The sequence below is a fragment of the Rudanella paleaurantiibacter genome (genome assembly GCF_009184635.1).
In the GTDB taxonomy this organism is placed as follows: domain Bacteria; phylum Bacteroidota; class Bacteroidia; order Cytophagales; family Spirosomataceae; genus Rudanella; species Rudanella paleaurantiibacter.
In genome coordinates this window covers 66948-91947 of sequence record NZ_WELI01000002.1, presented here as the reverse complement: position 1 = coordinate 91947, position 25000 = coordinate 66948, and the positions used below count along the sequence as shown (strand labels likewise).

The window sequence follows — 25000 nt, the reverse complement described above, 5'->3', positions numbered from 1 at the left end:
TATGCCGCGCATCAACCCCCGTTATTACCCGATACTGCTTATAGCCCTCGGGGCTTTTTTCTTTTTTCCGTTTCTGGGGCGGGTACACTTGTTCGATTGGGACGAAATCAACTTTGCAGAGTCGGCGCGGGAAATGCTGGTATCGGGCAACTATGCGCGAGTACAGATCAATTTTCAGCCGTTCTGGCAAAAACCACCTTTGTTTTTCTGGTTGCAGGCCCTGGCCATGCACGTTTTCGGGGTAGACGAGTACGCGGCCCGGTTTCCGAATGCGGTGATGGGCGTACTTACGTTGCTGGTACTGTATGGTGTAGGTCGGCGGTTGCATGATGCCCGGTTTGGCTTGCTGTGGGCACTGGGCTATCTGGGTTCTATCACCCCGCATTTTTATTTCAAAACAGCCATTATCGATCCTACTTTCAACTTTTTCATCTTCGTTGGGGTGTGGTTTTTGTATAAGGCAAGTGCTGAGAAAAGACAGAATAATACCCCACCCCTCCCCGATAGAGAGGGGCTAAAAGTTGCTCAAGTGAAAGCCTCTCCCTATCGGGGAGGGGTTGGGGTGGGGTATACCGCTCTGGCTGGCTTATTTCTCGGCTTGGCCGTGCTGACCAAAGGGCCGGTTGGGGCGTTGCTGCCGGGCCTGATGCTGGGCGTGCTGTGGGCCGTGGGCGGCTTCAAACCGCTGCTGTCCTGGAAGGCTCTGGGCCTGATGCTGGCCGTTGGCTTACTCGTGACAACGGCCTGGTTTGGGCTCGAAGTGGCGCAAAACGGCCCCTGGTTCCTGGTCGAGTTTATCAAGTATCAGATTGTGCTGTTCACCACGCCCGACGCGGGTCACGAGCAACCGTTTTACTACCATTTTCTGGTGGTGTTGCTGGGGGCATTTCCGATGTCGGTGCTGGCTATCCGGTATCTTACCCGACTCCGCAATACTGGGGCCGACGCCCCCTTTATGCCGTGGATGGTGGCCCTGTTCTGGGTGGTCATGATTGTGTTTTCAATTGTCAGGACCAAGATTGTGCATTACTCGTCGATGGCCTGGTTTCCGGTATCGTATCTGGCGGCTTACCACCTGTATGCGCTCGCAACGGGCCGGGTGCGGTGGCCCCGTGGACTATCGGCGGGCTTGCTGGTGCTCGGCATTCTGTTGGGGATTATCCTGACAGCGGCCCCCATCGTGGGTATGCATAAAGACGTCCTGATTCCGTACATCAAAGACCCCTTTGCCGTAGCTAACTTACAGGCTCAGGTAAGTTGGGGCGGCTGGGAGTGGCTTATTGGGGGGGGCTGGATGGTCGCTCTGGTTGGGTGTGTGCTTCAGCTCCGGCGACATACCTACCCCGCAGCCGTGGGGCTCTTCGGCAGCACGGCCCTGATGCTGTTTTTCTTCGCGTCGAATGTAGTGCCCAACGTGGAGCAGATTGTGCAGGGGACCGTCATCGAGTTTTACCAGTCGAAACAAGGACAGGACGTGTACGTGGAGCCGATTGGCTATAAAAGCTACGCCCAGTTTTTTTATTTCGAGAAAAAGCCGCCCATTAACCCGCGCACTGCCGACGAGGAGTTCCTGCTCAATGGGCCGGTAGATAAGCCGACGTTCCTGATTGCCAAAATCACCAACGCCGACCGGTATCGGCAGAACCCGAATTTAGAAGTGGTGAAAGAAGAAAATGGGTTCGTGTTCTTCAAGCGGAAGTAGTGTTGAGTACGCAAAGAGATGACATCTTGTTCAGAAAGATGTCATCTCTTTGCGTACTCAACGAAGCATTCCACCCCACACGTAGCCTTCGAATGTTCGAAGTGGGTAACGCCCAACAACGAATGTTTGGCTCAGGGTTAAGTTCTGTGCCAGCGACTGCAACTCCACTTTTCAAACCAACCCCTCGCGGAGTAAATCGTGCAAGTGTACAAAACCGGCCAGCCGCCCTTCGTCCAGTACCAGTAGTTGGGTGATGTTGCGCCCCTGCATAATTTCCAGCGCCTGCACAGCGTAGGCGTCGGGGCCGATGCATACCGGATTACGGGTCATAATGTCGCGGGCAGTTAGTTGCCGGTAGTCATCGTGGTGGCTCACCATCCGACGTACATCACCGTCCGTAATAATCCCCAATACCTGTTCGGTTGCGTCGACAACGGCGGTAGCCCCCAACCGCCCCGCCGACATAGTGAGCATCGTTTGGTGAATAGGCGCATCGGCCGGCACCGTGGGCCGCTGATTATGGGGGTACAAATCGCTTACTTTCAGGTACAACTTTTTGCCCAATGAGCCGCCCGGATGATAGCGGGCAAAATCCTGCCGGGTAAAATCGCGGGCAGTGAGCAGGGCAATGGCGAGCGCGTCGCCAAGAGCGAGGGTCACGGTTGTGCTGGTAGTAGGCGCGAGGTTGAGGGGGTCGGCCTCGCGTTCGGCATAGGCCAGCAGCACACAATCGGCATGGCGGGCCAGGTACGAATCGGCTTCGCTGACGAGGGCAATCAGTTTGGCTCCAGTCCGGTGAATAAGCGGCACCAGCACTTTAATTTCGGGTGTATTGCCACTTTTCGAGATAGCCACGACCACGTCGGTGGGTTGCACCATGCCCAAATCGCCGTGAATAGCGTCGGCTGCGTGCATAAACAGAGCCGGGGTTCCGGTAGAGTTCAGCGTAGCCACAATCTTCTGACCAATCAGGCCACTTTTGCCGATTCCGGTCACCACAACCCGGCCCCGACTGGCTAATATAGCCTCCACGCATTGGTCAAAACGCTCATCCAGAAAGGTGCTTGCTTGCTGAATGGCGTCGGCTTCGGCCCGTAAAACCTCGCGGGCAATCGTTTGCGGATTTTTTACTACTTTCAAGTTCTGATTCTGTTGTCGAAACAGATTTGGATATAAATTCGCTAACTTTAGAAAGTGATACTTTGATATAGGATTATTGGCGTTTGTATTTAGACTTAACCGATACATTAAGTCCATCAGGATCCTGTCAAAGCCACTCAGGCTATTGGGTAAACACCGTTTCCGGCCTAACAAAGATATAGTCAGACAACTGTCTGTTCAAACTATCCGATTGTCTGCTATCCATTATGTTGTTGATTACCAGTGATATATTTTGGAGGCACTGAGGGTAGCGTAGTTAAAAGAACCAGTAACTTTTTGTACGTCGCGAAAGCATGATGCAGGTTGACCAGTCCGTACAGGTAACCCTTAAGGAACGATTAAAAGAAATCTTTGGCTTTAGTCAGTTCCGGGGCGAACAGGAGGCCATTATTTATAATATTCTGGCCGGTCGGAACACGTTTGTTATAATGCCCACCGGGGCAGGCAAATCACTCTGTTATCAATTGCCAGCTATCGTCAGCGACGGTACGGCCATTGTTATTTCGCCCCTGATTGCCCTGATGAAGAATCAGGTTGATCAACTCAATGCCTTTGGCATCAACGCCCAGTTTCTGAACTCGACGCTCTCAAAGGCCGAGATGACCAAGGTCAAGAAGGAAACCCTCAATGGCACCCTCAAACTGCTTTACATTGCGCCCGAATCGCTGACGAAAGAAGAAAACCTCGACTTTCTGAAGCGGGCCAATATCTCGTTTGTGGCCATCGATGAAGCCCACTGTATTTCGGAATGGGGACACGATTTCCGGCCCGAATACCGCAAAATTCGGGGTATTGTCGATAACATCGGCAGTGGTAGCCTGCCCGTTATTGCCCTGACGGCTACGGCAACGCCCAAAGTGCAGCTCGACATCCAGAAGAACCTGCAAATGGAAGATGCCCACATCTTCAAAACGTCGTTCAACCGGAAAAACCTGTACTACGAGATCAAGCCGAAGGTTGATGCCAAAAAGGCGCTGATTAAGTACATCAAAAACAACAAAGGCAAGTCGGGCATTGTGTACTGTCTGAGCCGTAAAACGGTGGAGGATATTGCCGAACTGCTCAACGTAAACGACATCAAGGCGCTGCCGTACCATGCCGGCCTCGACCCGCAGACCCGGATGAACAACCAGGACGCCTTTTTGAACGAAGACGTCGATGTGGTTTGCGCGACCATTGCCTTCGGGATGGGTATCGACAAGCCTGATGTTCGGTTTGTGATTCACTACGATGCGCCCAAATCGCTCGAAGGGTATTACCAGGAAACGGGCCGCGCCGGCCGCGATGGCTTGGAGGGAAACTGCGTGATGTTCTACAGCTACGACGATATTGTGAAGCTGGAGAAGTTTAATAAAGACAAACCCGTTACCGAGCGCGACAATGCCAAGCACCTCCTGGGCGAAATGGTGTCGTACGCCAATCTGGGTGCCTGCCGTCGTCGGCAACTGCTGAGCTATTTCGGGGAGTACACCGAAAAAGACTGCGGTTTTTGCGACAACTGCCGCAAGCCAACGCCCCGGATCAAGGCGCAGGAAGAAGTGGTACTGGCTCTGCAAGCGGTACTCCAAACCGATCAGCGGTTCGATGTAAACCACCTCTCGCACGTACTCACGGCCACCGAAAACCAGTACGTGACCAGTTATGAGCACAACCGGCTCGAGGTGTACGGAAAAGGGCGTGAGTTCAATGAGTCGCCGGAGTATTGGTGCTCACTGATTCGCCAGATTACTATTTTCGGTTTGCTCGACAAAGACGTCGACAACTACGGGGTGCTGCGCGTGTCGCAGAAAGGGATGAACTACATCGAAGACCCGTATCCACTCACCCTCGCCAGCGATCATAACTATGATCAGCAGATTGCCGACGGGAAGGCCGACGACGATAAAGACGTACAACCCACCGCAGGTGGTAATGCGTACGACGAAGAGCTGCTCGGTTTGCTGAAAGCTCTGCGCAAGAAAGTAGCTAAAGAAAAAGGGCTGCCTCCGTACGTTATTTTTCAAGATCCCTCGCTCGAAGAAATGGCCACCACCTATCCCGTTACGCGGGATGAGATGGCCCAGATCAACGGTGTCGGGATGGGGAAAGTGCAAAAATTTGGCAAGCAGTTTATTGATCTGATCGCCAAATATGTGGAGGATCGGGAGATCGAAACAGCCAAAGATGTTGTTGTTAAATCGACGGTCAACAAGTCGAAGATCAAGATTTTTATTATCCAGCAAATCGACCGGAAAGTTGACCTCGACGAGATTGCGGAGTCGAAAGATCTGACGATGGAAGACCTGGTTGAGGAGATTGAGCATATCTGTTACTCCGGTACGCGCCTGAACCTCGACTACTACATCGACCAGATTATCGACGAAGAGCGGCAGGACGAGATTTTTGATTACTTCATGTCGGCCGAAACCGACAATATTGCCGTAGCCATGCGCCAGTTTGCCGGTGAAGATTTCACCGAACAGGAGTTGCGCCTGATGCGGATCAAGTTCCTTTCGGAAGTAGCTAATTAAAAAAGGAATGAGAAGGTAGGAGTGAGGAGTGCGAAGGGCTGCCGTGATGATAAAACAACCGGATAGCTCCTACCTCCTCACTCCTATCTCCTATCTCCTCCCAACAATGAACATACTTATACTTGGATCGGGTGGGCGTGAACATGCGTTTGCGTGGAAAATGAGTCAGAGCCCATTGTGCGATTCGCTTTATGTTGCCCCCGGAAATGCCGGTACGGCGGGTGTGGCAACAAACTTGCCCTTTTCGGTAACTGATTTTAAGGCATTGACCGAGGCTCTCCGTCAGTACCAGATTGATTTGTTGCTGGTAGGCCCCGAGGAGCCGCTGGTAAAAGGCGTGGTTGACTACCTGCGTCAGCAGCCCGATTTGGGGCATCTGCGTATTGTCGGTCCCAATGCGCAGGGAGCCCAGCTCGAAGGGAGTAAAGACTTTTCGAAGGCGTTTATGCAGCGGCACGGCATCCCAACGGCCGCTTCACAAACGTTTACCGTTGATACGCTGAACGAGGGATTAACCTACCTCGAATCGCATACGTTACCGATTGTGCTAAAGGCCGATGGGTTGGCGGCTGGCAAAGGCGTTATCATCGCCGAAACGGTTGAAGAAGCACAGGCTACCCTGCGCGATATGCTGGCCGAGGGTCGTTTTGGTGAGGCTGGCCACAAAGTGGTGATCGAGCAGTTTTTGCGCGGTATTGAGCTGTCGGTGTTTGTCCTGACCGACGGAGTGAACTACAAAATTCTGCCCGAAGCCAAAGATTACAAGCGTATTGGCGAGGGTGATACAGGCCCTAACACGGGTGGTATGGGTGCCGTATCGCCGGTGGTGTTTGCTACGGAGCCGTTTATGCGCAAGGTTGAAGACAAAGTGGTGAAACCTACTATGGCCGGTTTGCAGCAGGACGGTATCCGGTACGTTGGCTTCATTTTTGTCGGGTTGATGAATACGAAGAGCGAACCGTACGTTATTGAGTACAACGCCCGCATGGGTGATCCCGAAACGGAGGTGGTGCTGCCGCGAATCCAGACGGACCTGGTGGAGTTGCTCGTGGCGGCAGCCGATGGCGAGCTGGACAAGATCAACCTGCAGGTGTCGCCCCAAACGGCTGTTACTACCGTGTTGGTATCGGGTGGCTACCCCGAAGCGTACGAGAAAGGAAAAGAAATTACGGCCCTGGATCAGTTGGAGGAAGTGACGGCGTTTCATGCCGGTACCGCCGAGTCCGACGGCCGGGTGGTTACCAATGGTGGGCGGGTGCTGGCTATGACGGCCGTGGCTAACTCGCTCGAAAATGCCGTTCGGCGGTCGCAGGAAGCGGCTCGAACGGTGCAGTTTGACGGAAAGCAGTACCGCAAGGACATCGGGCTCGACCTGATTCGGTACGCAGACTGAGTTTGCGGTTTACGGTTTTCAGTTTACGGTTGCGCAAAGCAGTCTGTTAGCACTCCAACTGAAAACTGTAGACTGAAAACTGTAAACTTCGTAAGAAATATGTCATGCAAATCATGTACAACCGGTGGATGCGGTTCGCGCACGGCCGTTGCTGCCGATGGTTCGGCGGTGAAGGGCTGTGGTAGCGGAGGCTGCTCAACCGGTGGATGCAATAAATTAAACTCGTTTGACTGGCTGAGCGATATGGCTCAACCGGATGCCAAGTCGGATGTAGTGGAGGTGAAGTTCAAGGGTGGCCGGAAAGAGTATTACCGGAACGTTCATCAGTTGGACCTCACTACGGGCGATTATGTGGTGGTCGAAATGCCTTCGGGGTACCACATGGGCGCTGTGTCGATGCAGGGTGAGTTGGTGCGGCTTCAGCTGAAGCGCAAAAACGTGAAGGTCAACGACGATATGAAGGTGATTCAGCGAATTGCCAATCAGCGTGACCTCGAAAAGCATGAGCAGGCCATCAATCGTGACCTGCCTACCATGTATCGGGCCCGCGAAATTATCCGCGAGTTGAAACTGAATATGAAGCTGTCGGACGTGGAATATCAGTCCGACAACACAAAGGCTACGTTCTACTATTCATCCGAAGAGCGGGTCGATTTTCGCGAATTGATCAAGGCCCTGGCGGGTGAGTTTAAGATTCGGGTCGAGATGCGCCAAATCAGCCTGCGGCAGGAAGCCGGACGGCTGGGCGGAATCGGCTCGTGCGGGCGTGAACTGTGCTGCTCTACCTGGCTTACCGATTTCAAGAACATCACGACCTCGGCCGCCCGGTATCAGAACCTGTCGCTCAACCCGGCCAAGTTGTCGGGGCAGTGTGGGCGGCTCAAGTGCTGCCTCAACTACGAGCTCGATACCTACGTGGATGCCCTGCGCGACATCCCGACTATCGACAAGCCACTCGAAACCCAGAAAGGCCGCGCCTTTCTACAGAAAACCGACATTTTCCGCAAGATCATGTGGTTTGGCTACAGTTCCGAGAGCACCTGGCACCCATTGGCTATCAAGCGCGTACTGGAAATTGTTGAGCTGAACAAGAAAGGGGTTATCCCCGAATCGTTTGATGTGCTGACGCCCGTGGGCGAGAAAGAGGCCATCCCCGTCAATGAGCTCAACAGCGACCTTGACCAGCTGGACAAGAAATACGCGATTAAGACAGGCGGCAAAAAGAAAAAGAAGAAGAAACCACCCGTGAAAAAGTAAGCGGGAAACGTCGCCTAAGCGGGGCTGCTCGGTGTAAAGCCGGGTAGCCCCGCTTTTTGTTTGAGCAATGTTTGAGCGATTGAGGGCAAAAAATAGGCATTGTCTTGCCAAAATCAGGCCCCACTTCTCTCACTAATCATGAGCGGTCGTCACTCCAATTTGCCGCTATTGCCCAGATAGTCGTGTGGCAGGGGGAAGAAGATGAGGGCGTTAAGCAGCTCTGTTGCGTAATAGTTGGGCTTCTAACTCGGCTTTATCCCGCTCGGCTTTGTACTTCTCTGCCTCAAGCCGAAGCTTATCCATTTCCAATTGAGCTTTCTCTAACTGGTATTGTAACTCGCGCTGATCAAAGTGGTTGATTTGCTGACCAGTATTGATGTCGACAGCTCCGTTACACTGCTCAAAAAAATTAGCCACCTTTTCGCCAAAGCTCAGAATGTCTTCGGGCTTAACTTCCAGAATATCGGCTATTTGTTTCAGGCGGGCATTGCTCACCTGGGTTTTTCCGCGTTCAATATCGCTGTAGGCTGGGCGGGAGATACCGAGCCGGTCGGCCATGATGTCCTGCTTCATGTCTTTGAGTTCGCGCAGTTTTCTGATTTTTTCTCCGGTGTGCATACGTCTGACAAAATGTAGGTTAAATGCTTACGATTTGTAAAGTGAAGAAACGGTGACAAAAGGTCGTGGAAAGCTATGTTTGTTCTGATTAAGAAAGCATTTGATAAAACTAAATTTTTCCATGCTCATGAAAAATAAGTACTTTGCGCTGGTAGCAGGCTGCTGGTTGATAGCCACTACCGTAATGGGGCAGGGGGGCACCCCCTCGCCCTTTTTTGGGGATCACTGTCAATATCCCCTTGTGGAAGCTTCTTGCAAAGAAGAAAGCGAAGGCCTTGCCAGAAGCACCCAGGTTAGACGGTTCGGCGTTTTATGTTGAGGAGCATTTGCCGGTAGACCCGGAGCCGATGGATTCGGAGTCAGCCGATGGATGGGCTGACGAGCCAGATATTGTGTTATTTCCTGTTCTCTACAGCACACCAACCGTGTATAATCCCGAATGTGATTGCATGGTACTCGATGTAGAGGGGACGGTTCGCCCGGACAAGCCAGCTGATGACGGCTATAATCCTAACATTCCTCCCCATCTGCGGGATATCGAACAGGATACGCCCCCCAGTGATGGCGGAGGAGGTGGAAGTTATTACGAGCCGAGTGAAACGCCTGAGCAGAGAAAACAGCGCGAGTGCCGGGAGTGTCGGCAAAAACAGCGTGATAAAGCGAATGCATTGCTTTTAACAGCACGCGGAGTTCTCTTAGCCAGTGCCTTATATGGATGTACAAAAGCAAGTGTTGGTACGTTTGTTACAATTAACGAAGGTGGGTGGTGGACTACATTCATTCCTGGTGGAGTGGAAGTATTAGAGATATTAGCGGTAGGAGGAGCCTTAAGCGTTGAAATTGGCTGCTTATCAGGTGCTGCTTGGACATATTATGTGGCCAAAACAGCAATAGAAGCTGATCTGGCAGCAGGATTAATAGGATGTGGTGATTGTCCCTAAACCAAAGACTAGTTATGAAATCTTACGACTGGCTAATTTTTGCTGTTTGTGCAATAGCACAAGTAATAATCTTAACGGGCAGCTACCAAAAACTCATATCTAAGGGAGTACGAAAGCCGATTGCTGTTTTGCTCTGTCTGAGTATTTTTATAATCAGTACAGTATGGTTTTTTGTATTCTAACAAACAAACCTCTGCCAATCGATTAAAAGATCTTTAGAGGTATTTTGCCAAAGCTTAAAGGGGTGTATTGCACTTTCGTGTAGTACTGGCCTTTGCGGTCCGACGGGTCGGCCGGTAAGCTGTAGCTGTCCGACTAATTCTGCGTATTTTGGCCTTCGGCCGCATCGGCGGACCGCCACCGCCCAAAGGACAGTGCTACACAAGTTTGAAATGCACCCGCTTGAAGTGGTCAATAAATGTCAAGAGTAGATACAGAGGAGTGAATCAATAGTTAACCCCCTGTACCTCAAAAGTCCCCCGAATAAAACGGGCTGAATACGTAGTAGCTGCTGAATTTGACGTGTAATTCAAGCGAAATCGGTTTACTGGCTCACTGGCTGGCCTGCTGGTTGATAGCCACTACCGTAATGGGGCAGGGGGGCACCCCCTCGCCCTTTTTTGGGGATCACTGTCAATATCCCCTTGTGGAAGCTTCTTGCAAAGAAGAAAGCGAAGGCCTTGCCAGAAGCACCCAGGTTAGACGGTTCGGCGTTTTATGTTGAGGAGCATTTGCCGGTAGACCCGGAGCCGATGGATTCGGAGTCAGCCGATGGATGGGCTGACGAGCCAGATATTGTGTTATTTCCTGTTCTCTACAGCACACCAACCGTGTATAATCCCGAATGTGATTGCATGGTACTCGATGTAGAGGGGACGGTTCGCCCGGACAAGCCAGCTGATGACGGCTATAATCCTAACATTCCTCCCCATCTGCGGGATATCGAACAGGATACGCCCCCCAGTGATGGCGGAGGAGGTGGAAGTTATTACGAGCCGAGTGAAACGCCTGAGCAGAGAAAACAGCGCGAGTGTCAGGAGTGTAAAGAGATAATGCAACGTAAATACGATACCAGAATGAACGAAATTAGGTACGTTACAGCAAGAGACTTAGCTGTAGTTTGTCATCTTGAAGGAGCTGCTGCTTTTACTGCGGTAAATGTCATTGGTAGTTGGGCACATTTCTTTCCGGGAATCGGTACGGCTACAGTCGAATTGCTTGCCGTTGTTGCTGGTTTAGCCGTTGATATTAACTGCCTACTTAGTAGAGCATTTAGTACGGTCAAGGAAATGGCGGATGCAAAAGCTGGTCTCTATACTGATATGCAAACATGTTCTAGTAAATGTAACTAGCCTTTTAACGAAACATTACAAAGATGGGAAGCAATAACTGGCTTTTAATTGTGGGTTTGGTATCTATACTGGCCTCAGTAGCTATGCTCTTACTCTTCAGATTTTTTATAAGAGATAAGAAAAGAGCCTTGGCCTACTGGTTAATCTTCACGACCATACATTACACGACTGTAGGTATCATCCTATGGCTTATCGGTCCAGAACTTCTGGCCTGAGCATTAAACGCTAAATAAAATAAAACCAGCTAAACAATTTTTGGCTGGTTTTATTAACGTAGATACATATCTGTACCAGTGTTTAATTGGTTCCTGAAATATGGGCAATACAGCACATTCGGATAATTTCCATTACTGTCGGGCATCTATGGTTTTGTCGTCTTTTCTTTGAAATCGGTACTTCCCAATAAGCTCAAATTCTCTTGTTTGCACGCACTGATGTTTTGGAGTATTGTATCGTAAGCAATGGCAGTTTGGATTCTTATGAATAGAGCTTTATGTGGTAGAGTCGTAATGAATCACTTTAAAAGATTCATTCATTCTGGGCTGGCCCGCATGGACTGACGCGAGGATTTTAAACATCGAGGACTTTAAACCTCAACAAATGGCAGTACAGGAAATCTGGGATATTACAAAAGAGAATTTTGTCGTCCTTTTGCCATCAATAGTTTTGGGCGTACTTGGCTATTTCTATTTTGCTAAGAAAGAAAACGTTTACCAACGGTCAATGAGGTTTACTGTAATTCTCCTGGTTGTCACAGTTTCAGCCATTACAATTTGGTTTAGTTTGGATTGGAAGCGAAAGGCTATTCAACGCCAACAGAAGTTTCCTGCTCCCATGGTACAGAAGGGGCCATAGGGCCTGCGATGCATTAGTTTGGCAATAGAGCTTCCCGTCCTGGCGGGTTAATGAACTTAATTACAGCTATTTTCTTACAGAAAAATGTGGTCAGGCAACAACCTTTTTCACTGAAGCCTCTTCTGTTTGTGGTTGGCCTTAGCCTTTCAATGGCTTGCGTTGATACAAAGTCAGCCCCAAAAAAACTGTACTATGAGGGGCGGGAATGGACGTTTCCAGTGACTATTGGTGAAGCCACCCGCCAGCAAAAATTACAGTTTCAGGCACCCGGTCATTACTACACACGGCTCCCTTCAGGCGTGACAGTGCGATTGGAATTTATCTACGAGACAGGCGATTATGACAGTGAGCAACAGCCCGAATCTGCATTGTATGGTCGACGCGTAACCAACTACCTATTTACGTACCCTAACCGAAAAGGGTTAATTGACTCCTTGAAACAGGTTCTGGCCGGGCAAATCAAACGCCCGATGATGGCCGTGGCAGATACCCAACGAATTGTGGTCGAAGGAAAAACAATTTTCAAGCAGTCAATTGCTTACTGGCGCGGTCTGTCGCCCGATTCACTCGTGTTAGCAGTACGTCAGGCCCCCTCCTTTAAACCCCAAAAAGAGCACGAGGGGCAGGTAGAGGTTTTTATTTTCGGCGACACTCCCCGTAACGGAATTGACGCCCGGCTACGCGCTTTTTAAGGTGCCCGACGAGAATCCGCTACAAAGCCTCAAAAATCCCCCGAATAAAACGGGCTGAATACATAGTAACTGCTATCGCGTTTGGCCCGGCGGGGGCTGGTTTCAATAGACAGTACAAACCGTTTGGCGGGGCTGTCGGGCCGGAACCAAAGCGCAAAATGACGCTCGGCCGTGTAAATTTTATCAACCTCCCGCACGTGTATGGTCTGCACTTCTTTGGCCGACGCGGGCAGGCCGTTAATCAGCACGTCGGTATTGGCTATCAGATCGTCGTAGAGTTTCAGATGCTCGTTTTTGGTGCGCTCTACCAGCACGTTTTTGCGGTGAAAAAAGGTGGCTTCGAGCACATCGTTCATCGAAAACGAATCCTGTTTGCCCAGCGGATTGGGGCTCATGGCCGCAGCCTGCAAAAAGGTGAGAAACTGATTCCGGGAGGGGTTCGGAAATATGGCACGGGGGCTGGTTTGTACCACAATACGCCAGGGCTTATCGGCGCTTCGCTCGGAGTAAGGCGCTTGCTCATACACGTACAGCTCATCAATATACTCGCTCTCGATTCGGCTCAGGGCGGCTAACGAAGCAGGTTGACAGTCGATGAATACATCGGTATTGTACCGGTACTCTTCCGTGACCGTAAGATGATTGCCTACCAGCCCAATTACATTCATATTGGGTAGTTGGGGTCGGGTACGGCCATTCCGGAAAATGAGCTTGTCGGTCCATTCTTCTTTATCTGAGTTGAACGAGAAGTTCACCCAGTTCAGGTTGGGGCAGTCGGGAGAGTTGGTGCGTGGAGGGGTCAGCAGTGGGGTTGTGCCCAGTTCGCGCAACGACAGTACCAGCACTACCACGCCCAATACGCCCGCGAGCACCCAGTACCGCGCCCAGCTCCAGGCCCCCGACCGGGGCCGTAGCATCATTCGGATGCGGTCGGCCAGCGATGGCTCGTTGAAGCGGCTGGGTAGGGCCACTGCTGTAGTGCCGAGACTCACCTGCAATAAACTGTACTGATACACCCGCGCATCCACACCTTCGGCCAATACGGTCTCGTCGGCCAGATACTCCAGATTTTGCCGTACCAGCCGCCGGTAGCGGTAAGCCGCCGGGTTGAGCGGAAAGGCCAGCGTGACAAGCTCGGCCAGCAATACGTCGGCCGTATGGTTCTGATCTATGTGTGCCCGCTCGTGCCGCAGTATCTGGTCGAGCTGACAAGCGCTGTACCGATGCTGGTCGAGCACTACAAACCGCCCAAACGAAAACGGGTCGTCGACCGGGGCCTGCACCAGTGTAAAGTCGGGATAGTGGGTCCAGGTACCCGTTTCGATGAGCACCCGCAGCCGGATCAACCGCCGGATTAGCCGAAGAGCCAGCCCGAGTGTGAAAAGACCATACGCCCACCAGGCCAGAGTGCCCCAGTTAGGCCGGGGTGTTGGGTTGAACGAAGCCGGATACGTTTTACCGTCCGGGAATCGGAAAAATACCGGCGGTTGGGTGGGGGTTACGGCATTGAGAGGCTCGCGAAGCACATCGGCCGTCCGACTTACAGCCCGGCGTATAGGTTCAGGCTGCACCTGAGGCCACCGGGTTACGGGTGAGCCTATGGCGGCCAGCACAAGCAGCCAAAGCACGACCCGGTTGAGCCGAAATCGGGTAGTACGCCCAACCAGCCCACCATAGGCCAGTACAAGAATCAGCAGAATCAGATTGGCCTGTAGCAGGTAGGCGAGCGGTGCCATGTCATTTCTGTTTGTCGATCATGGCCAGAATTTCCCGTAACTCATCGGCCGAGATTTTCTCGTTCTGCGCAAAGTAGCTCACCAGGTTCTTGTACGAATTGTCGAAATAATCGGCCACTACGCGCTTCAGCACAAAGCGGTTCTGGTAGTCTTCTTTTTCGATAATGGCGTAGTACTCGTGTGTGTTGCCGTACGCCCGGTGGCCCACATAGCCTTTCTCTTCCAGATTGCGAATAATGGTCGATACCGTGTTGTAGTGCAACGGTGGGTTATCGAAGTACGGAAGCATATCTTTGACGTAAGCGCGCTCTAATTTCCAGAGCACCTGCATTACTTCTTCTTCTTTTGCCGTTAGTTTTTCCATGGGGTCGTCCGATTTGTTCCAACAGCGTCGCTGCCAGAGCAAAGTTAGAACTATTCTTATAGTTTGCAAGCGGACGTGCCAGATGGTAGATTTGTGAAAACTCATAGAGGGAATGAAACATCGATTGGGCCTGCTTGTGCTCCTGCTTTCGGTCTGGCTAACGGCCTGTGATACCAATACGGTTTATAGTGAGTACGAAGACATTGAAGATGGCAAATGGTTTGTGAACCACGCCCCGGCGTTTACGTTTCGGATCGAGGATGCCAACCAGCGGTACAATGTGTATTACAACCTGCGGAATGCCTTGTCGTACCCATATTACAATCTCTACCTGACGCGCTATCTGAGCGATTCGAGCGGGCGCGTGATTGAGTCGCGGCTCGACGAGCTGATTCTGATGGACCCCAAAACGGGTGAGCCTCGTGGCGACGGACTAGGCGATATTTTTGATCACAAAGTGCTTATCAAGCCTAATTATCAGTTTCCCAAACCGGGGCAGTACACCATCCGCATCAAACAGTACATGCGCCAAAATCCCCTGCCCGATGTGTTGAGTGTGGGTATTTCGGTGGAAAAAGCCGGTAAATAGTTTTGACGACCTTCCTATGGAGAAAAAACTTGCCTTGTTTCCGTTGAATCTGGTTGTGTTTCCGGGTGAAGACCTCAACCTGCATATTTTCGAGCCTCGTTATCGCCAGTTAATTAACGAATGCCTGGAGGGGCAAACCACTTTCGGTATTCCTGTTTTTATCGATAATAAACTGCCTGGGTACGGTACTGAGGTCCATATAACGACCCTGCATAAACGGTACGAAGACGGCCGGATGGACATCAAAACGAAAGGCCTCCGCGTATTTCAGTTACTAAACTTTACCAATCCGGTTCCGGGCAAACTATACGCCGGAGGTGACGTCACCCTGGTGGGACCGGGCGACGGATCGCCGGGCGACGACTTGCCGGGCAACGACTTGCCGGGCGACCTCTTCAGTGTGCATCGGGAGCAGTTGTTGGGCTTGCTCGAACGTCTGTACGACTTGCTTCAGATCGAAACCGACGAGATACGGCCCGATGAGCCGGCGCTCTCGTACCGGGTCGGTCATAAAGTGGGGTTGTCTATTGAGCAGGAGTACGATTTGCTGACCCTGCCCACCGAAGCCGAACGACAAAAATACCTGATCGATCACCTGACCAAGGTGATTCCGGTGGTGTCGGAGATGGAACGTACCAAGCAGCGTATCCGTATGAATGGACACTTCAAAAATCTGGACCCGCTGAAGTTTTAACTAATGTGAATCATGAAAAATGGCTGACGCCAGGGGCTTCGACAGGCTCAGCCTGACTATAACCTTGGGGGCACCCTGTCAGGCTCAGCCTGTCGAAGCCCTTAGCGTCAGCATCTACTTATAAATCAATTGCTTAAAAGAGAATTTATCCATAACTCAGGTTAAATAAAAGAGCCGCCCCGGCTCTTTTATTTTTTTACATCCGAACGACCAATTCGGCGGACTCGCTCGGGGAGCTGGTCGGTAAGCTCCTGAATGTTTTTGATGGGCGGGCGGGGCTTTTCGGCCTCACCCAGCAGAAACCCGTAGGGCTTCAGGTCGTCGACGGCATCGAATAGGACCTTTAAAATGGCCGTGAGCGGCAAGGCCAGAATCAGGCCCGGTAGACCCCATAACTGCCCCCATAAAATGAGGACAATAATGGCCGCCAGCGGGTTGATACTCACTTTGGAGCCGACAATGTAGGGCGTGATGAAATTGCCTTCGAGCACCTGCACAAACAGAAACACGCCCACCACGCCAAGCGCTACGAGCGGGTTGGGGTGAGTACCCAGTGTGAACAGGGCGGGCAGTACCGACCCGATGGCGATACCTACGTAGGGAATCAGGATCATAAAGGCGCCAAAGAAGCCGAAAAACACAGCGTAATCGACCCCCAGAATGAGCAGACCCACCGTGTTCAGAATCCCGACGATGATAATAACCAGCACCAGCCCGACCAGATAATCCTTCACAACAGTGTAAATCTGACTGAATACTACATCGACTTTGGTCTTGCGGGTATGCCCGAAAATCTTGTAGAAAAACGACTTGAAAAAATCGCGGTAAAGCAGAAAAAAGAAAATGAATAAGGGCAGCAGCGCAATGGTCGATAAGGTATTGGTGGTGGCCAAGAGGGTAGAGGTCAGAACGGTACCGGCATTTTCGAGCGACGAGTTGAGGTATTTACGTACCTCGGCTACCACCCGCCGACGGTCGATGTTGTGCGTATCGGCGTATCGCTGAAGTTGATCGAGAATCTGATTGGCCCGTTTCAGCAGCCGGGGCCCCTCCTGGGTAAAATTACCGATTTGAATGCTGATCAGATAAAACAGGCCGTACAGAATGGCAAGTGCAAGCGTAATGCAAATAAGAATAGCACCTACCCGGGGCACACCCCATTGTTCGAGCCGCCGACACAGCGGGAACAGAATAGCCGAAAACATAACGGCAAACACCAACGGAACGAGTGTTTCCTGAAGTACCGACAGGCCATAGACAATAATGACCAGTGAGATCAGGATACACGTCAGACGTGCGTAGGGGGGAAGTTGAATTTCAGGAGAGCGATTTTGCATAAATGTGCGTGCGAATGGCGGTACCAGGATGTACTTGCGATACTAACCGCGAATAAGCCACATAGGCCAGAAATTATTAGCATCTGGCAGAGCATATTTACCCGTTCGAGCGTTGAGTTAGGGCGCAAAAACCTGTTATCTTTATGTTAAGACTCACCCAATCGTGATAAAATACGCATAGTACGCCCTAATTTCGGGTCACCATCTGTTCAATCGGCTTGCTGATGAATCCTACCAAAGCATCTACTTCTGCTCACCGCGTTCTGGTTGTTGACGATGACGCGGATCTGGTCGAGTTGCTTCAATACAATCTGGAAAAAGAGGGCTACGATGTGCGCACCGCCATGGACGGCCTCAAAGCCCTGGAGGTTGCCCGCACGTATATGCCCGAGCTGGTATTGCTCGATATCATGATGCCCCAGCTTGACGGTATTGAAACCGGGCGACAAATGCGGGCGATTCCCGAACTTCGGCAAACCTACATTCTGTACCTCACTGCCCGGTCGGAAGAGTACTCGGAGGTGGCGGCCTTTGACATTGGAGCCGACGACTACATTACCAAACCGATTAAGCCCCGCGCCCTCATGAGCCGGATTAATGCCCTGTTTCGGCGCGAGGCTCAGAAAGCCGACCCCGGCGACCGGATCGAGATTGCGGGCCTAACCATCAATCGGCAGAATTACTCGGCCAACTTCGGCGAGAAATCAGTGGTGTTACCCAAGAAAGAATTTGAATTGCTGTTTTTTCTGGCCCAGCATCCCAACAAGGTGTTTAGTCGGGAAGAGCTGCTACAGCGAATTTGGGGAGCCGACATTTACGTGCTCGAACGTACGGTCGATGTACACATCCGTAAACTCCGTGAGAAGATTGGCGAGACCTATATCCGAACCCTCAAGGGCGTTGGGTACATGTTTACCGACGAACCTGAACAAGCCTGATTCTGGCTAATGCATAGCGTTTACAGCAACCGGGCGACTCAATTTTGAGTCGCCCGGTTTTGTTTTAATACGTGGGCCGGGACGTTGTTAACCCGCTTTGCCCGGAAATTTTCCAAAGACTTTAGCTACTGCCTGCCCAATTTGCTCCGCCGACAGGCTCCGGCGCGTCAGCACGCTCGACACGGCTACGTCCCACACAAGGGCGTTTCTTTGGGCGTCTATAATGTGCAGGTTCACGGTGCCTTCTTCGTAGGTACTCACTGGCACCTCCTGGCTACGCCAACTGTACCGGCGCTGTCCCATATACACGGGCGCTTCACGAATGGTAGTTTGGCGGGTTTGGGTTTTCTCCTGCACCACGGCCCCAAGGTTTACCAGCAGGTCGGGGTTGTCGGTGCTGAGTTGGTAACCCCGGCTTTGTAGCTGAGCCTGCACAGCCTGTTTTATCTGTTCCAGGGCCGCCCCGTAGGTAGGGCGGGGTACTCGGGCAATACCGGTTGTATCGATAAACGCAAACGTCCGATACGATGACCAGGTAGCCCCTTTGTCGGCCTGATTACGAATCACCCGGTAGGGCGAACAGGCTGCCAGAAGCCCCGTCAGCAGCAGAACCGCGACTATATTGATTGCTTGTTTCATAACGCTGTTTCGTTTGATAAAGAACAAATTACAGCCCGTTTTTGTGCAGCTTTCACCGACGTGGGTATCGGGCTTCATTACCCTTCCCGAACTCGGCCTGGGGATAGCAGAGAGATTTGGGATATTTTTCGTACGTTGAACGGAAAATAGACTCATTATCGCATGAAACGCCTTTTACTTCCCTTTTTGCTGCTCGCCGTGACAACGGTTTTGAGTAGTTACCGACCCATGACGGGTGTAAGCCAGCAGCTTACCGAATGGCAACGAGCCAAAGAGTACACGAAAGAATACCTCGACGCTATGCCCGAGGATGGTACGAATTTCAAACCGACGCCGGAGATTCGGAGCTTTGCCGAGCAGATGCTGCACCTGGCCAGCGGCAATTATCTGTTTGGCTCTATTGCTACGGGTAAAGCCAACCCGATGGCCGGTAAGCAGATGGAGAAAATGGAGGAGTTGAAAACAAAAGCGGCTTTGAGCAAGGCAGTTCTGGACAGCTACGATTTTGTGATCGACGCCCTGAAAGGCACAACGGATGCCCAGATGGCCGAAACGGTCAAATTTGGCAAGAACGAGATGTCGCGCGAGTTGGCTTTTACGAAAGGATTTGAACACCAGACTCACCACCGGGGCCAGACAACCATTTACATTCGGATGAAGGGAATCAAACCCCCGAACGAAAAACTGTTCTGATACAGACCAAAGCCGGGCTCACAAGCCCGGCTTTGGTGTTTTGCCCTTATTTCAGTTGCCCGGCCTTCCTGATTATTTCCACCACTTTCTCCACGGGGAGCTGCTCGGCCGTGTGACCACCGTCGCCGGTGAGGGTGCGGGCCGCAAACAGGGAGTTGATGATGGCCTCTTCGGTGGCTTCGATGGCGGCCATAAACAGGGGCGAGACCGAATCGTTACGCAAAACCTTGACCTGATCGAACGCTTCGGCGGAGTCGTGCGGAATCTGGTAGGCCGTTGAGACAGCAATCACGTAATCGCCACTGCCGTTCGAGGCTATTCCGCCCGTTTGGGCCAGACCCATAAAAGCCCGCTTGGCCAATCGTTTCAGGTTGCGGGCGTCGAGCGGAGCATCGGTCAGTACCACCATCATGCACGAGCCATCCAGCTTTTCTTTAAAGCTGAACTTGCCCAGCTCGACACCGATCGGCATCCCGCCAATTTGTAACACCCCGCCGAAATTGGTTTGCACCAGTACGCCCACGGTGTAGCCGCCCAAACTGCCGGGCAACTTTCGCGAAGCCGTACCGATTCCACCTTTGAACCCAAAACAAACGGTACCCGTACCAGCGCCCACGTTGCCCTCCTGAACCGGCCCGGTGTTGGCCTCCCAGAGTGCCTGCAACACATGCGCTTTGGTAACGTGCCGCCCCCGAATGTCGTTGAGGTAACCGTCGTTGGTTTCGCCCACCACGGGGTTAACCGAGCGGACCTCTTCATTGCCGGGCTGCGTGAGTGTGTAGTCGATGAGGGCGTCGGTAGCGGTGGGTACGCTGAGCGTATTGGTCAGCACAATCGGGGTTTCGAGCGTGCCCAGCTCTTCGACCTGACTGTAGCCGGTCAGTTTGCCGAATCCGTTGCCGATGTAAATAGCCGCCGGGCTTTTCTGGCGAAACAGATTGCCCGGGTGCGGCAATACGGCCGTTACGCCTGTTCGGACATTCGGGCCGTGCAGGAGCGTTACCTGACCCACCCGAACCCCCGGCACATCGGTAATGGCGTTGAGTGGCCCCGTCGGGATAACCCCAAACCGGATGCCGTATTCGCGGGGCCGTTTGGTCCACTGGGCCTGTGTTGGGGCATGGCTCGCGATGAACAGGAGAAACAAAAAGACACGAAAAAGGGGCGCCATCTGAAAGTCAGGTTTGTGCGCCCCAAATTAGTTAATCTATGCGGGTTAGCCGTGCCGGTTTACAGTTCCTGCACAACCAGTTTCCGCCAACGAACTTTAATGCCACCGCCGTCGTGAATCTGAAGGGCAATAGAGCCGTTGGCCGCCCCGATTTTCTCGTCGTGCATATCCACCATCAGCTGACCGTTCAGGAACGTCTGCACATGGTCGCCTACGACCCGGATGCGGAGGTCGTTCCATTGCTCAGGCTTAAGGATGTTTTCTTTTTCGGCCGGAATCTGCTGCAGCCACCCGCGACCGTACGATTCGTAAATACCGCCCGTATCGTGGTCTTTGGGGGCTACCTCAACCTGCCATCCGCTGATTTTGGTGCCCTCAATGCTCGACCGGAAAAATACCCCGCTATTGCCGTTGGCCTCCTGCTTGAATTGGAGCGAAAGGTCAAAGTTTTTGTAGGCTTTCTCGGTGGCCAGATACCCGTAGCCTTTGTCGGGGCCGCTTTCGCAAATGAGGTTACCGTCTGCCACATACCACTTTTCGGTGCCATACACTTTCCAGCCCGTCAGGTCTTTGCCGTTAAACAGGCGGGTCTTTTTGGTGGGGGCCGTGAATGCCAGGGCAATCAGGCACAATACGATGGGGATAAAACGGTTCATGTTTGCGTAAGTGACTTGTTTGATGAGTAAAGATAGACCGGCCGAGGTTTCTACCTATACAAAACCGATTCCTAAGCGTACTATGAAAACACTTCGGCTCCTGCCCCTTTTGTTGCTTTTACCGTTTTTATCCGTGGCCCAATCGGCCAAACCCGCTACGCTGGCAGCGGTTAGTTTCCTCGAAGGGCACTGGCGCGGAACCCACAACGGCGGTCCTATCGAAGCCGTTTGGTCGGCCCCCGAGGCTAACAATATCATCGGCTTTATCCGCATGATGAAAGACGACAAAATCAGCCTGTACGAACTGTTTGCGTTTGAGCAAACGGCGGCCGGCCCTGTGGCTATGGTGAAGCACTTTAAAGAGGGACTTATTGGCTGGGAAGAGAAAGATAAGTCGGACCGGTACCGGTTTTTGGAAGCCTCGGCCAAAGAAGCCCTCTTTGAAAAGGAAGATGGCTCTATCCGGATTATCTACGAAAAACGCACGCCCGATCAGCTGGTGATCCGGCGGGGCCAGAAAAAAGATGCTAACTGGGCCTTTAGCGACCTGTTTGTGTTTAACCGGGTGCGCTGATTTGCAACGGCTTTTAGTTGTGTCGGGTCTTTTCCGAAGCCCCTGATTCACCGGTACTACGGAGAGTCGGGGGCTATTTTATTCCGGTAATCAGCCGGCTTCCTGACAAAAATCACCCGGTTTGGCTTAGAAGGAGGAAACAAAAACCCCGAAAAATGTATTTCTTTTGCGGCTGTTCATCATGCCAACACCAACGGCCGTAGCCTTGTCATACCCATGAAAGAGATCAAAGCCATCATCAACGCTTACGACGCCAAAAGCCCCGAAACCAAAGCCGCTTTAGCCACCGTAGTCCGGGTCGAGGGGTCGTCGTACCGCCGAACCGGCGCCCGTATGCTCATTATGGACAACGGCACCTGGGTGGGTGGTATCAGCGGGGGGTGCCTCGAAGGCGACGCCCTCAAGCGGGCCCGGCTGGCTATTTCACAGGCCAAACCAACCCTGATTACCTACGATACCACACAGGACGATGCCTATCAAATTGGCGTTGGATTGGGGTGCAACGGGGTTATCGATGTGCTCATTTCGCCGATTGATGCCGACGCGCCCAAAGTAGTTGAACTGCTTCGAAGCTGCCTGACTGCCAACCGGCAAACCCACGTGTTGCTGACGGTTACGCAGGCTTCCGACGAGGTAGATGGCCTGAGCACGGGCGATATGTTTCGGTACAACGGCCCCGATAGCCTTGCCCAACTGGCCGACGAGACTGCGATTGCCAGTGCCACCGAAAAGATTGAGCGGTATATCCAGAAAGGTAAATCGGCCCCGGTTGAAGTGCTTTTTGCCGATGGGCGGGTGGTTGAGTTGTTTGTGGAGGTGATGCCCCCCATTCCGCATGTGGTGTTGCTTGGACAACAGTACGACGTGTACCCGCTTGTCCGGATTCTGAACGAACTCGGCTGGCAGTCGACCGTAGTGGCCAACCCGCAAAAGGTGACGCAGGCTCTGTTTGGAGCTGCCAATGCGCTGGTGGCTCCCGCCGATTTTGACACGATTTCGGTAGACGGCCAAACGGCCTTTGTGCTCATGGCGCACGATTTCAAAACTGACAAAGCCAACCTGCCCCGCGCACTCGCTACCGATGCGCCGTTTGTAGGTGTACTGGGCCCCCGGGTGCGTACCGAACGAATGCTGTCGGAGCTGGCCGAAGAAGGTACGCCCATTGCCGAAACCGACCGGATGCATGCGCCTATCGGGCTCGATATTGGGGCTACCTCACCCGAAGAAATTGCCCTCTCCATTGTGGCCGAAATCAGGGCGGTACTCTCCGGCCGGAGTGGTTCATTCTTGCGGCTCCGGCAGGCCCCCATTCACGAGCGAGACTAATCATGCGTTACCCGGTTTACATGGACTACAACGCTACCACCCCTGTCGACGAGCGGGTGCTGAACGCCATGTTGCCGTATTTCAACGTTCATTTTGGTAATGCGGCCTCGCGCACGCATGTGTTCGGCCTCAAAGCCGAGGAGGCCGTTGATGTAGCCCGCAAACAACTGGCCCGGTTGCTGGGGGCAGCCGCCAACGAAATTGCCTTCACAAGCGGAGCCACCGAGTCGATTAATCTGGCTCTGAAAGGAGCGTTTGAAGCCAATCGGCACCGGGGCAACCACCTCATCACCGTAGAAACCGAGCACAAAGCCGTGCTCGATACCTGCGCCCATCTTGAAAAACTGGGTGCTGAAGTCACCTACCTCACCCCCAATACTGACGGCCTGATTACAGCCGAACAAGTAGCCGAGGCCCTGCAACCCAACACCCTGCTGGTTTCGGTAATGCTGGCTAACAACGAGATTGGCGTTGTCCAGCCCATTGCCGACATTGCCCGCCTAACCCGCGAGCGGGGCATACTTTTCCACACCGATGCCACGCAGGCTGTGGGTAAACTACCCATTGACCTCGCCCACCTCCCCATTGATTTGCTCAGTTTGTCGGGGCATAAGCTGTACGCTCCCAAAGGCATCGGGGCGCTGGTGGTGCGTAACAAAACCGCCCTGATTGCCCAGCAGGATGGCGGTCGGCATGAGCGGGGCCGCCGGTCGGGAACGCTCAACGTACCGGGAATTGTGGCCCTCGGGCGGGCTGCCCAGCTAGCCCAGTCGTGTATGGACGACGAAGCCGCGCGGCTCTCGGCCCTGCGCGACCGGCTCGAAACCGACATTCTGGTGGCTGTACCCGGTAGCGCCGTCAACGGCTCGCGCACGCAACGGCTGCCTAATACCACAAACATCCGCTTTGCCGACGTTGATGGGGAGTTGCTGCTGATGAGCCTCAACGAAATTGCGGTTTCCAACGGATCAGCCTGCAATGCGGCCTCCACCGAGCCCTCGCATGTGCTCAAGGCCCTCGGCCTACCCGACGAATTGGCCTACAGTTCGGTGCGCTTTAGCCTGGGGCGACACTCAACCGAGGCCGATATTCAAACGGCGGTTGAGCACGTAAAACAGGTGGTTGGGCAGCTTCGCCGATAAGCGGACTTACCGGGCTACACGCGCTCTATAGCCGGTCGGGCTGGCTTTTTCTCTCACATTTATGAACGATTCTATCAAGTTCCGCTTCTAAGAAAAAGCATTCCAGAAAATTGCATTAAATAGTAAGATAATTATACTTTTAATAGGCGACGCAATAGGTCGCTCCTACCCGTTATCCAATATTATGCAGCTAACTGGTTCACATGTTTTGAATGCGCCCGTATCGAAAATCTGGGGCATGTTGATGGATGCCGATACCCTCGCGCAGGTGGTGCCGGCGGTTTCGCGGCTCGAAAAAACCGGCGACAACGAATTTAAGGCGATTGCCGAAGTGAAAATAGGACCCGTGAGCGGTTCTTTCTCCGGCGATTTATCATTGGCCGACATCCGCGAGAACGAGGGCTACACCCTGCACGTCAAGCAAAACAGCAAAATTGGTAATGCCGACGCCAGCGTGGCTATCTCGCTTAAGCCCATCACCGATTCCCAAACCGAGGTGTCATTCGACGGTAACGCCCGGCTGTCGGGGTTGTTGGCCCGCACGGGGCAGCGGGTTATTTCGGGGGTCGCCAATACCCTCACCAGGCAGTTTTTTGATAACCTCGAACAAGCCATCAACGAGAATCCATAGTCAACGGTAACGCCGGGAAACCGCCCTGC

24 protein-coding genes are annotated in these 25000 nt (G+C 52.7%); 16 read left to right on the top strand and 8 right to left on the bottom strand.

Translation table 11 applies throughout. The features are described 5' to 3' along the window. The first annotated feature begins 1 nt into the window (after position 1). Positions 2-1702, top strand: a complete 1701-nt coding sequence (locus F5984_RS05180; RefSeq protein ID WP_152123237.1) for an ArnT family glycosyltransferase — start codon at positions 2-4, stop codon at positions 1700-1702. A 171-nt stretch (positions 1703-1873) separates the two neighbouring features. Here the strand turns inward: F5984_RS05180 and F5984_RS05175 are convergent, their stop codons facing one another. After that, on the bottom strand, positions 1874-2842 hold the full coding sequence (locus F5984_RS05175; RefSeq protein ID WP_152123236.1) for a KpsF/GutQ family sugar-phosphate isomerase: 969 nt from the start codon (positions 2840-2842) through the stop codon (positions 1874-1876). Positions 2843-3156: 314 nt separating this feature from the next. Here F5984_RS05175 and recQ point away from each other — a divergent pair, with 314 nt between their 5' ends. From recQ to F5984_RS05160, 3 genes are all read left to right on the top strand, one after another. Continuing rightward, positions 3157-5373 (top strand): DNA helicase RecQ, encoded by a 2217-nt coding sequence (gene recQ, locus F5984_RS05170; protein WP_152123235.1) that lies wholly within the window; start codon positions 3157-3159, stop codon positions 5371-5373. 106 nt (positions 5374-5479) lie between these two features. Continuing rightward, positions 5480-6766 (top strand): phosphoribosylamine--glycine ligase, encoded by a 1287-nt coding sequence (gene purD / locus F5984_RS05165; RefSeq protein WP_152123234.1) that lies wholly within the window; start codon positions 5480-5482, stop codon positions 6764-6766. A gap of 99 nt (positions 6767-6865) precedes the next feature. Continuing rightward, complete coding sequence (locus F5984_RS05160) at positions 6866-8023, top strand: PSP1 domain-containing protein (RefSeq protein ID WP_246168839.1); 1158 nt, start codon at positions 6866-6868, stop codon at positions 8021-8023. A gap of 210 nt (positions 8024-8233) precedes the next feature. Here the strand turns inward: F5984_RS05160 and F5984_RS05155 are convergent, their stop codons facing one another. Then, complete coding sequence (locus F5984_RS05155; RefSeq protein ID WP_152123233.1) at positions 8234-8641, bottom strand: helix-turn-helix domain-containing protein; 408 nt, start codon at positions 8639-8641, stop codon at positions 8234-8236. 239 nt (positions 8642-8880) lie between these two features. Between F5984_RS05155 and F5984_RS05150 the strand changes: the two genes are divergently transcribed. The 4 genes from F5984_RS05150 to F5984_RS05135 all read left to right on the top strand — a co-directional run bounded on the left by F5984_RS05150 (position 8881) and on the right by F5984_RS05135 (position 12481). Further along, positions 8881-9582, top strand: a complete 702-nt coding sequence (locus F5984_RS05150; protein WP_152123232.1) for a hypothetical protein — start codon at positions 8881-8883, stop codon at positions 9580-9582. A 644-nt stretch (positions 9583-10226) separates the two neighbouring features. After that, complete coding sequence (locus F5984_RS05145; RefSeq protein WP_152123231.1) at positions 10227-10934, top strand: hypothetical protein; 708 nt, start codon at positions 10227-10229, stop codon at positions 10932-10934. Positions 10935-11534: 600 nt separating this feature from the next. Then, the gene (locus F5984_RS05140) at positions 11535-11789 is read left to right on the top strand and encodes a hypothetical protein (protein ID WP_152123230.1); all 255 of its coding nucleotides are present in this window, start codon (positions 11535-11537) and stop codon (positions 11787-11789) included. Positions 11790-12007: 218 nt separating this feature from the next. After that, positions 12008-12481 (top strand): hypothetical protein, encoded by a 474-nt coding sequence (locus F5984_RS05135; protein ID WP_152123229.1) that lies wholly within the window; start codon positions 12008-12010, stop codon positions 12479-12481. A 29-nt stretch (positions 12482-12510) separates the two neighbouring features. Here the strand turns inward: F5984_RS05135 and F5984_RS05130 are convergent, their stop codons facing one another. Next, positions 12511-14217 carry a M56 family metallopeptidase gene (locus F5984_RS05130; RefSeq protein ID WP_152123228.1) on the bottom strand — a complete coding sequence of 569 codons (1707 nt, stop codon included), beginning with the start codon at positions 14215-14217 and terminating at the stop codon, positions 12511-12513. Position 14218: 1 nt separating this feature from the next. Next, positions 14219-14581 carry a BlaI/MecI/CopY family transcriptional regulator gene (locus tag F5984_RS05125; protein ID WP_152123227.1) on the bottom strand — a complete coding sequence of 121 codons (363 nt, stop codon included), beginning with the start codon at positions 14579-14581 and terminating at the stop codon, positions 14219-14221. Positions 14582-14693: 112 nt separating this feature from the next. Between F5984_RS05125 and F5984_RS05120 the strand changes: the two genes are divergently transcribed. Together F5984_RS05120 and F5984_RS05115 are read left to right on the top strand one after the other, a co-directional pair. Next, positions 14694-15170: a gliding motility lipoprotein GldH gene (locus tag F5984_RS05120; protein ID WP_152123226.1), complete on the top strand. Its 477-nt coding sequence runs from the start codon at positions 14694-14696 to the stop codon at positions 15168-15170. 16 nt (positions 15171-15186) lie between these two features. Continuing rightward, a complete protein-coding gene (locus tag F5984_RS05115) occupies positions 15187-15864 on the top strand; it encodes an LON peptidase substrate-binding domain-containing protein (protein WP_152123225.1) in 678 nt (225 codons plus the stop codon). Positions 15865-16052: 188 nt separating this feature from the next. Here the strand turns inward: F5984_RS05115 and F5984_RS05110 are convergent, their stop codons facing one another. Then, complete coding sequence (locus F5984_RS05110; RefSeq protein ID WP_152123224.1) at positions 16053-17201, bottom strand: AI-2E family transporter; 1149 nt, start codon at positions 17199-17201, stop codon at positions 16053-16055. A gap of 224 nt (positions 17202-17425) precedes the next feature. Between F5984_RS05110 and F5984_RS05105 the strand changes: the two genes are divergently transcribed. After that, on the top strand, positions 17426-18139 hold the full coding sequence (locus F5984_RS05105) for a response regulator transcription factor (RefSeq protein ID WP_152123223.1): 714 nt from the start codon (positions 17426-17428) through the stop codon (positions 18137-18139). A gap of 87 nt (positions 18140-18226) precedes the next feature. Here the strand turns inward: F5984_RS05105 and F5984_RS05100 are convergent, their stop codons facing one another. Next, the gene (locus F5984_RS05100) at positions 18227-18778 is read right to left on the bottom strand and encodes a DUF4136 domain-containing protein (RefSeq protein ID WP_152123222.1); all 552 of its coding nucleotides are present in this window, start codon (positions 18776-18778) and stop codon (positions 18227-18229) included. 162 nt (positions 18779-18940) lie between these two features. Between F5984_RS05100 and F5984_RS05095 the strand changes: the two genes are divergently transcribed. Continuing rightward, positions 18941-19471, top strand: a complete 531-nt coding sequence (locus F5984_RS05095) for a DinB family protein (RefSeq protein WP_152123221.1) — start codon at positions 18941-18943, stop codon at positions 19469-19471. A 46-nt stretch (positions 19472-19517) separates the two neighbouring features. Here F5984_RS05095 and F5984_RS05090 read toward each other — a convergent pair whose 3' ends face one another. After that, the gene (locus F5984_RS05090; RefSeq protein ID WP_185155427.1) at positions 19518-20642 is read right to left on the bottom strand and encodes a DmpA family aminopeptidase; all 1125 of its coding nucleotides are present in this window, start codon (positions 20640-20642) and stop codon (positions 19518-19520) included. Between the two features lie 59 nt (positions 20643-20701). Further along, positions 20702-21298 (bottom strand): 3-keto-disaccharide hydrolase, encoded by a 597-nt coding sequence (locus tag F5984_RS05085; protein WP_152123220.1) that lies wholly within the window; start codon positions 21296-21298, stop codon positions 20702-20704. A gap of 82 nt (positions 21299-21380) precedes the next feature. Between F5984_RS05085 and F5984_RS05080 the strand changes: the two genes are divergently transcribed. From F5984_RS05080 to F5984_RS05065, 4 genes are all read left to right on the top strand, one after another. Continuing rightward, positions 21381-21872 carry a DUF6265 family protein gene (locus tag F5984_RS05080; RefSeq protein WP_152123219.1) on the top strand — a complete coding sequence of 164 codons (492 nt, stop codon included), beginning with the start codon at positions 21381-21383 and terminating at the stop codon, positions 21870-21872. Positions 21873-22088: 216 nt separating this feature from the next. Continuing rightward, positions 22089-23198, top strand: coding sequence for an XdhC family protein (locus F5984_RS05075; RefSeq protein WP_152123218.1), 1110 nt, complete (start codon positions 22089-22091; stop codon positions 23196-23198). A 2-nt stretch (positions 23199-23200) separates the two neighbouring features. After that, positions 23201-24340 carry a cysteine desulfurase family protein gene (locus tag F5984_RS05070; protein ID WP_185155426.1) on the top strand — a complete coding sequence of 380 codons (1140 nt, stop codon included), beginning with the start codon at positions 23201-23203 and terminating at the stop codon, positions 24338-24340. Positions 24341-24548: 208 nt separating this feature from the next. Further along, positions 24549-24971, top strand: coding sequence for a CoxG family protein (locus F5984_RS05065; protein WP_246168837.1), 423 nt, complete (start codon positions 24549-24551; stop codon positions 24969-24971). Positions 24972-25000 lie beyond the last annotated feature (29 nt).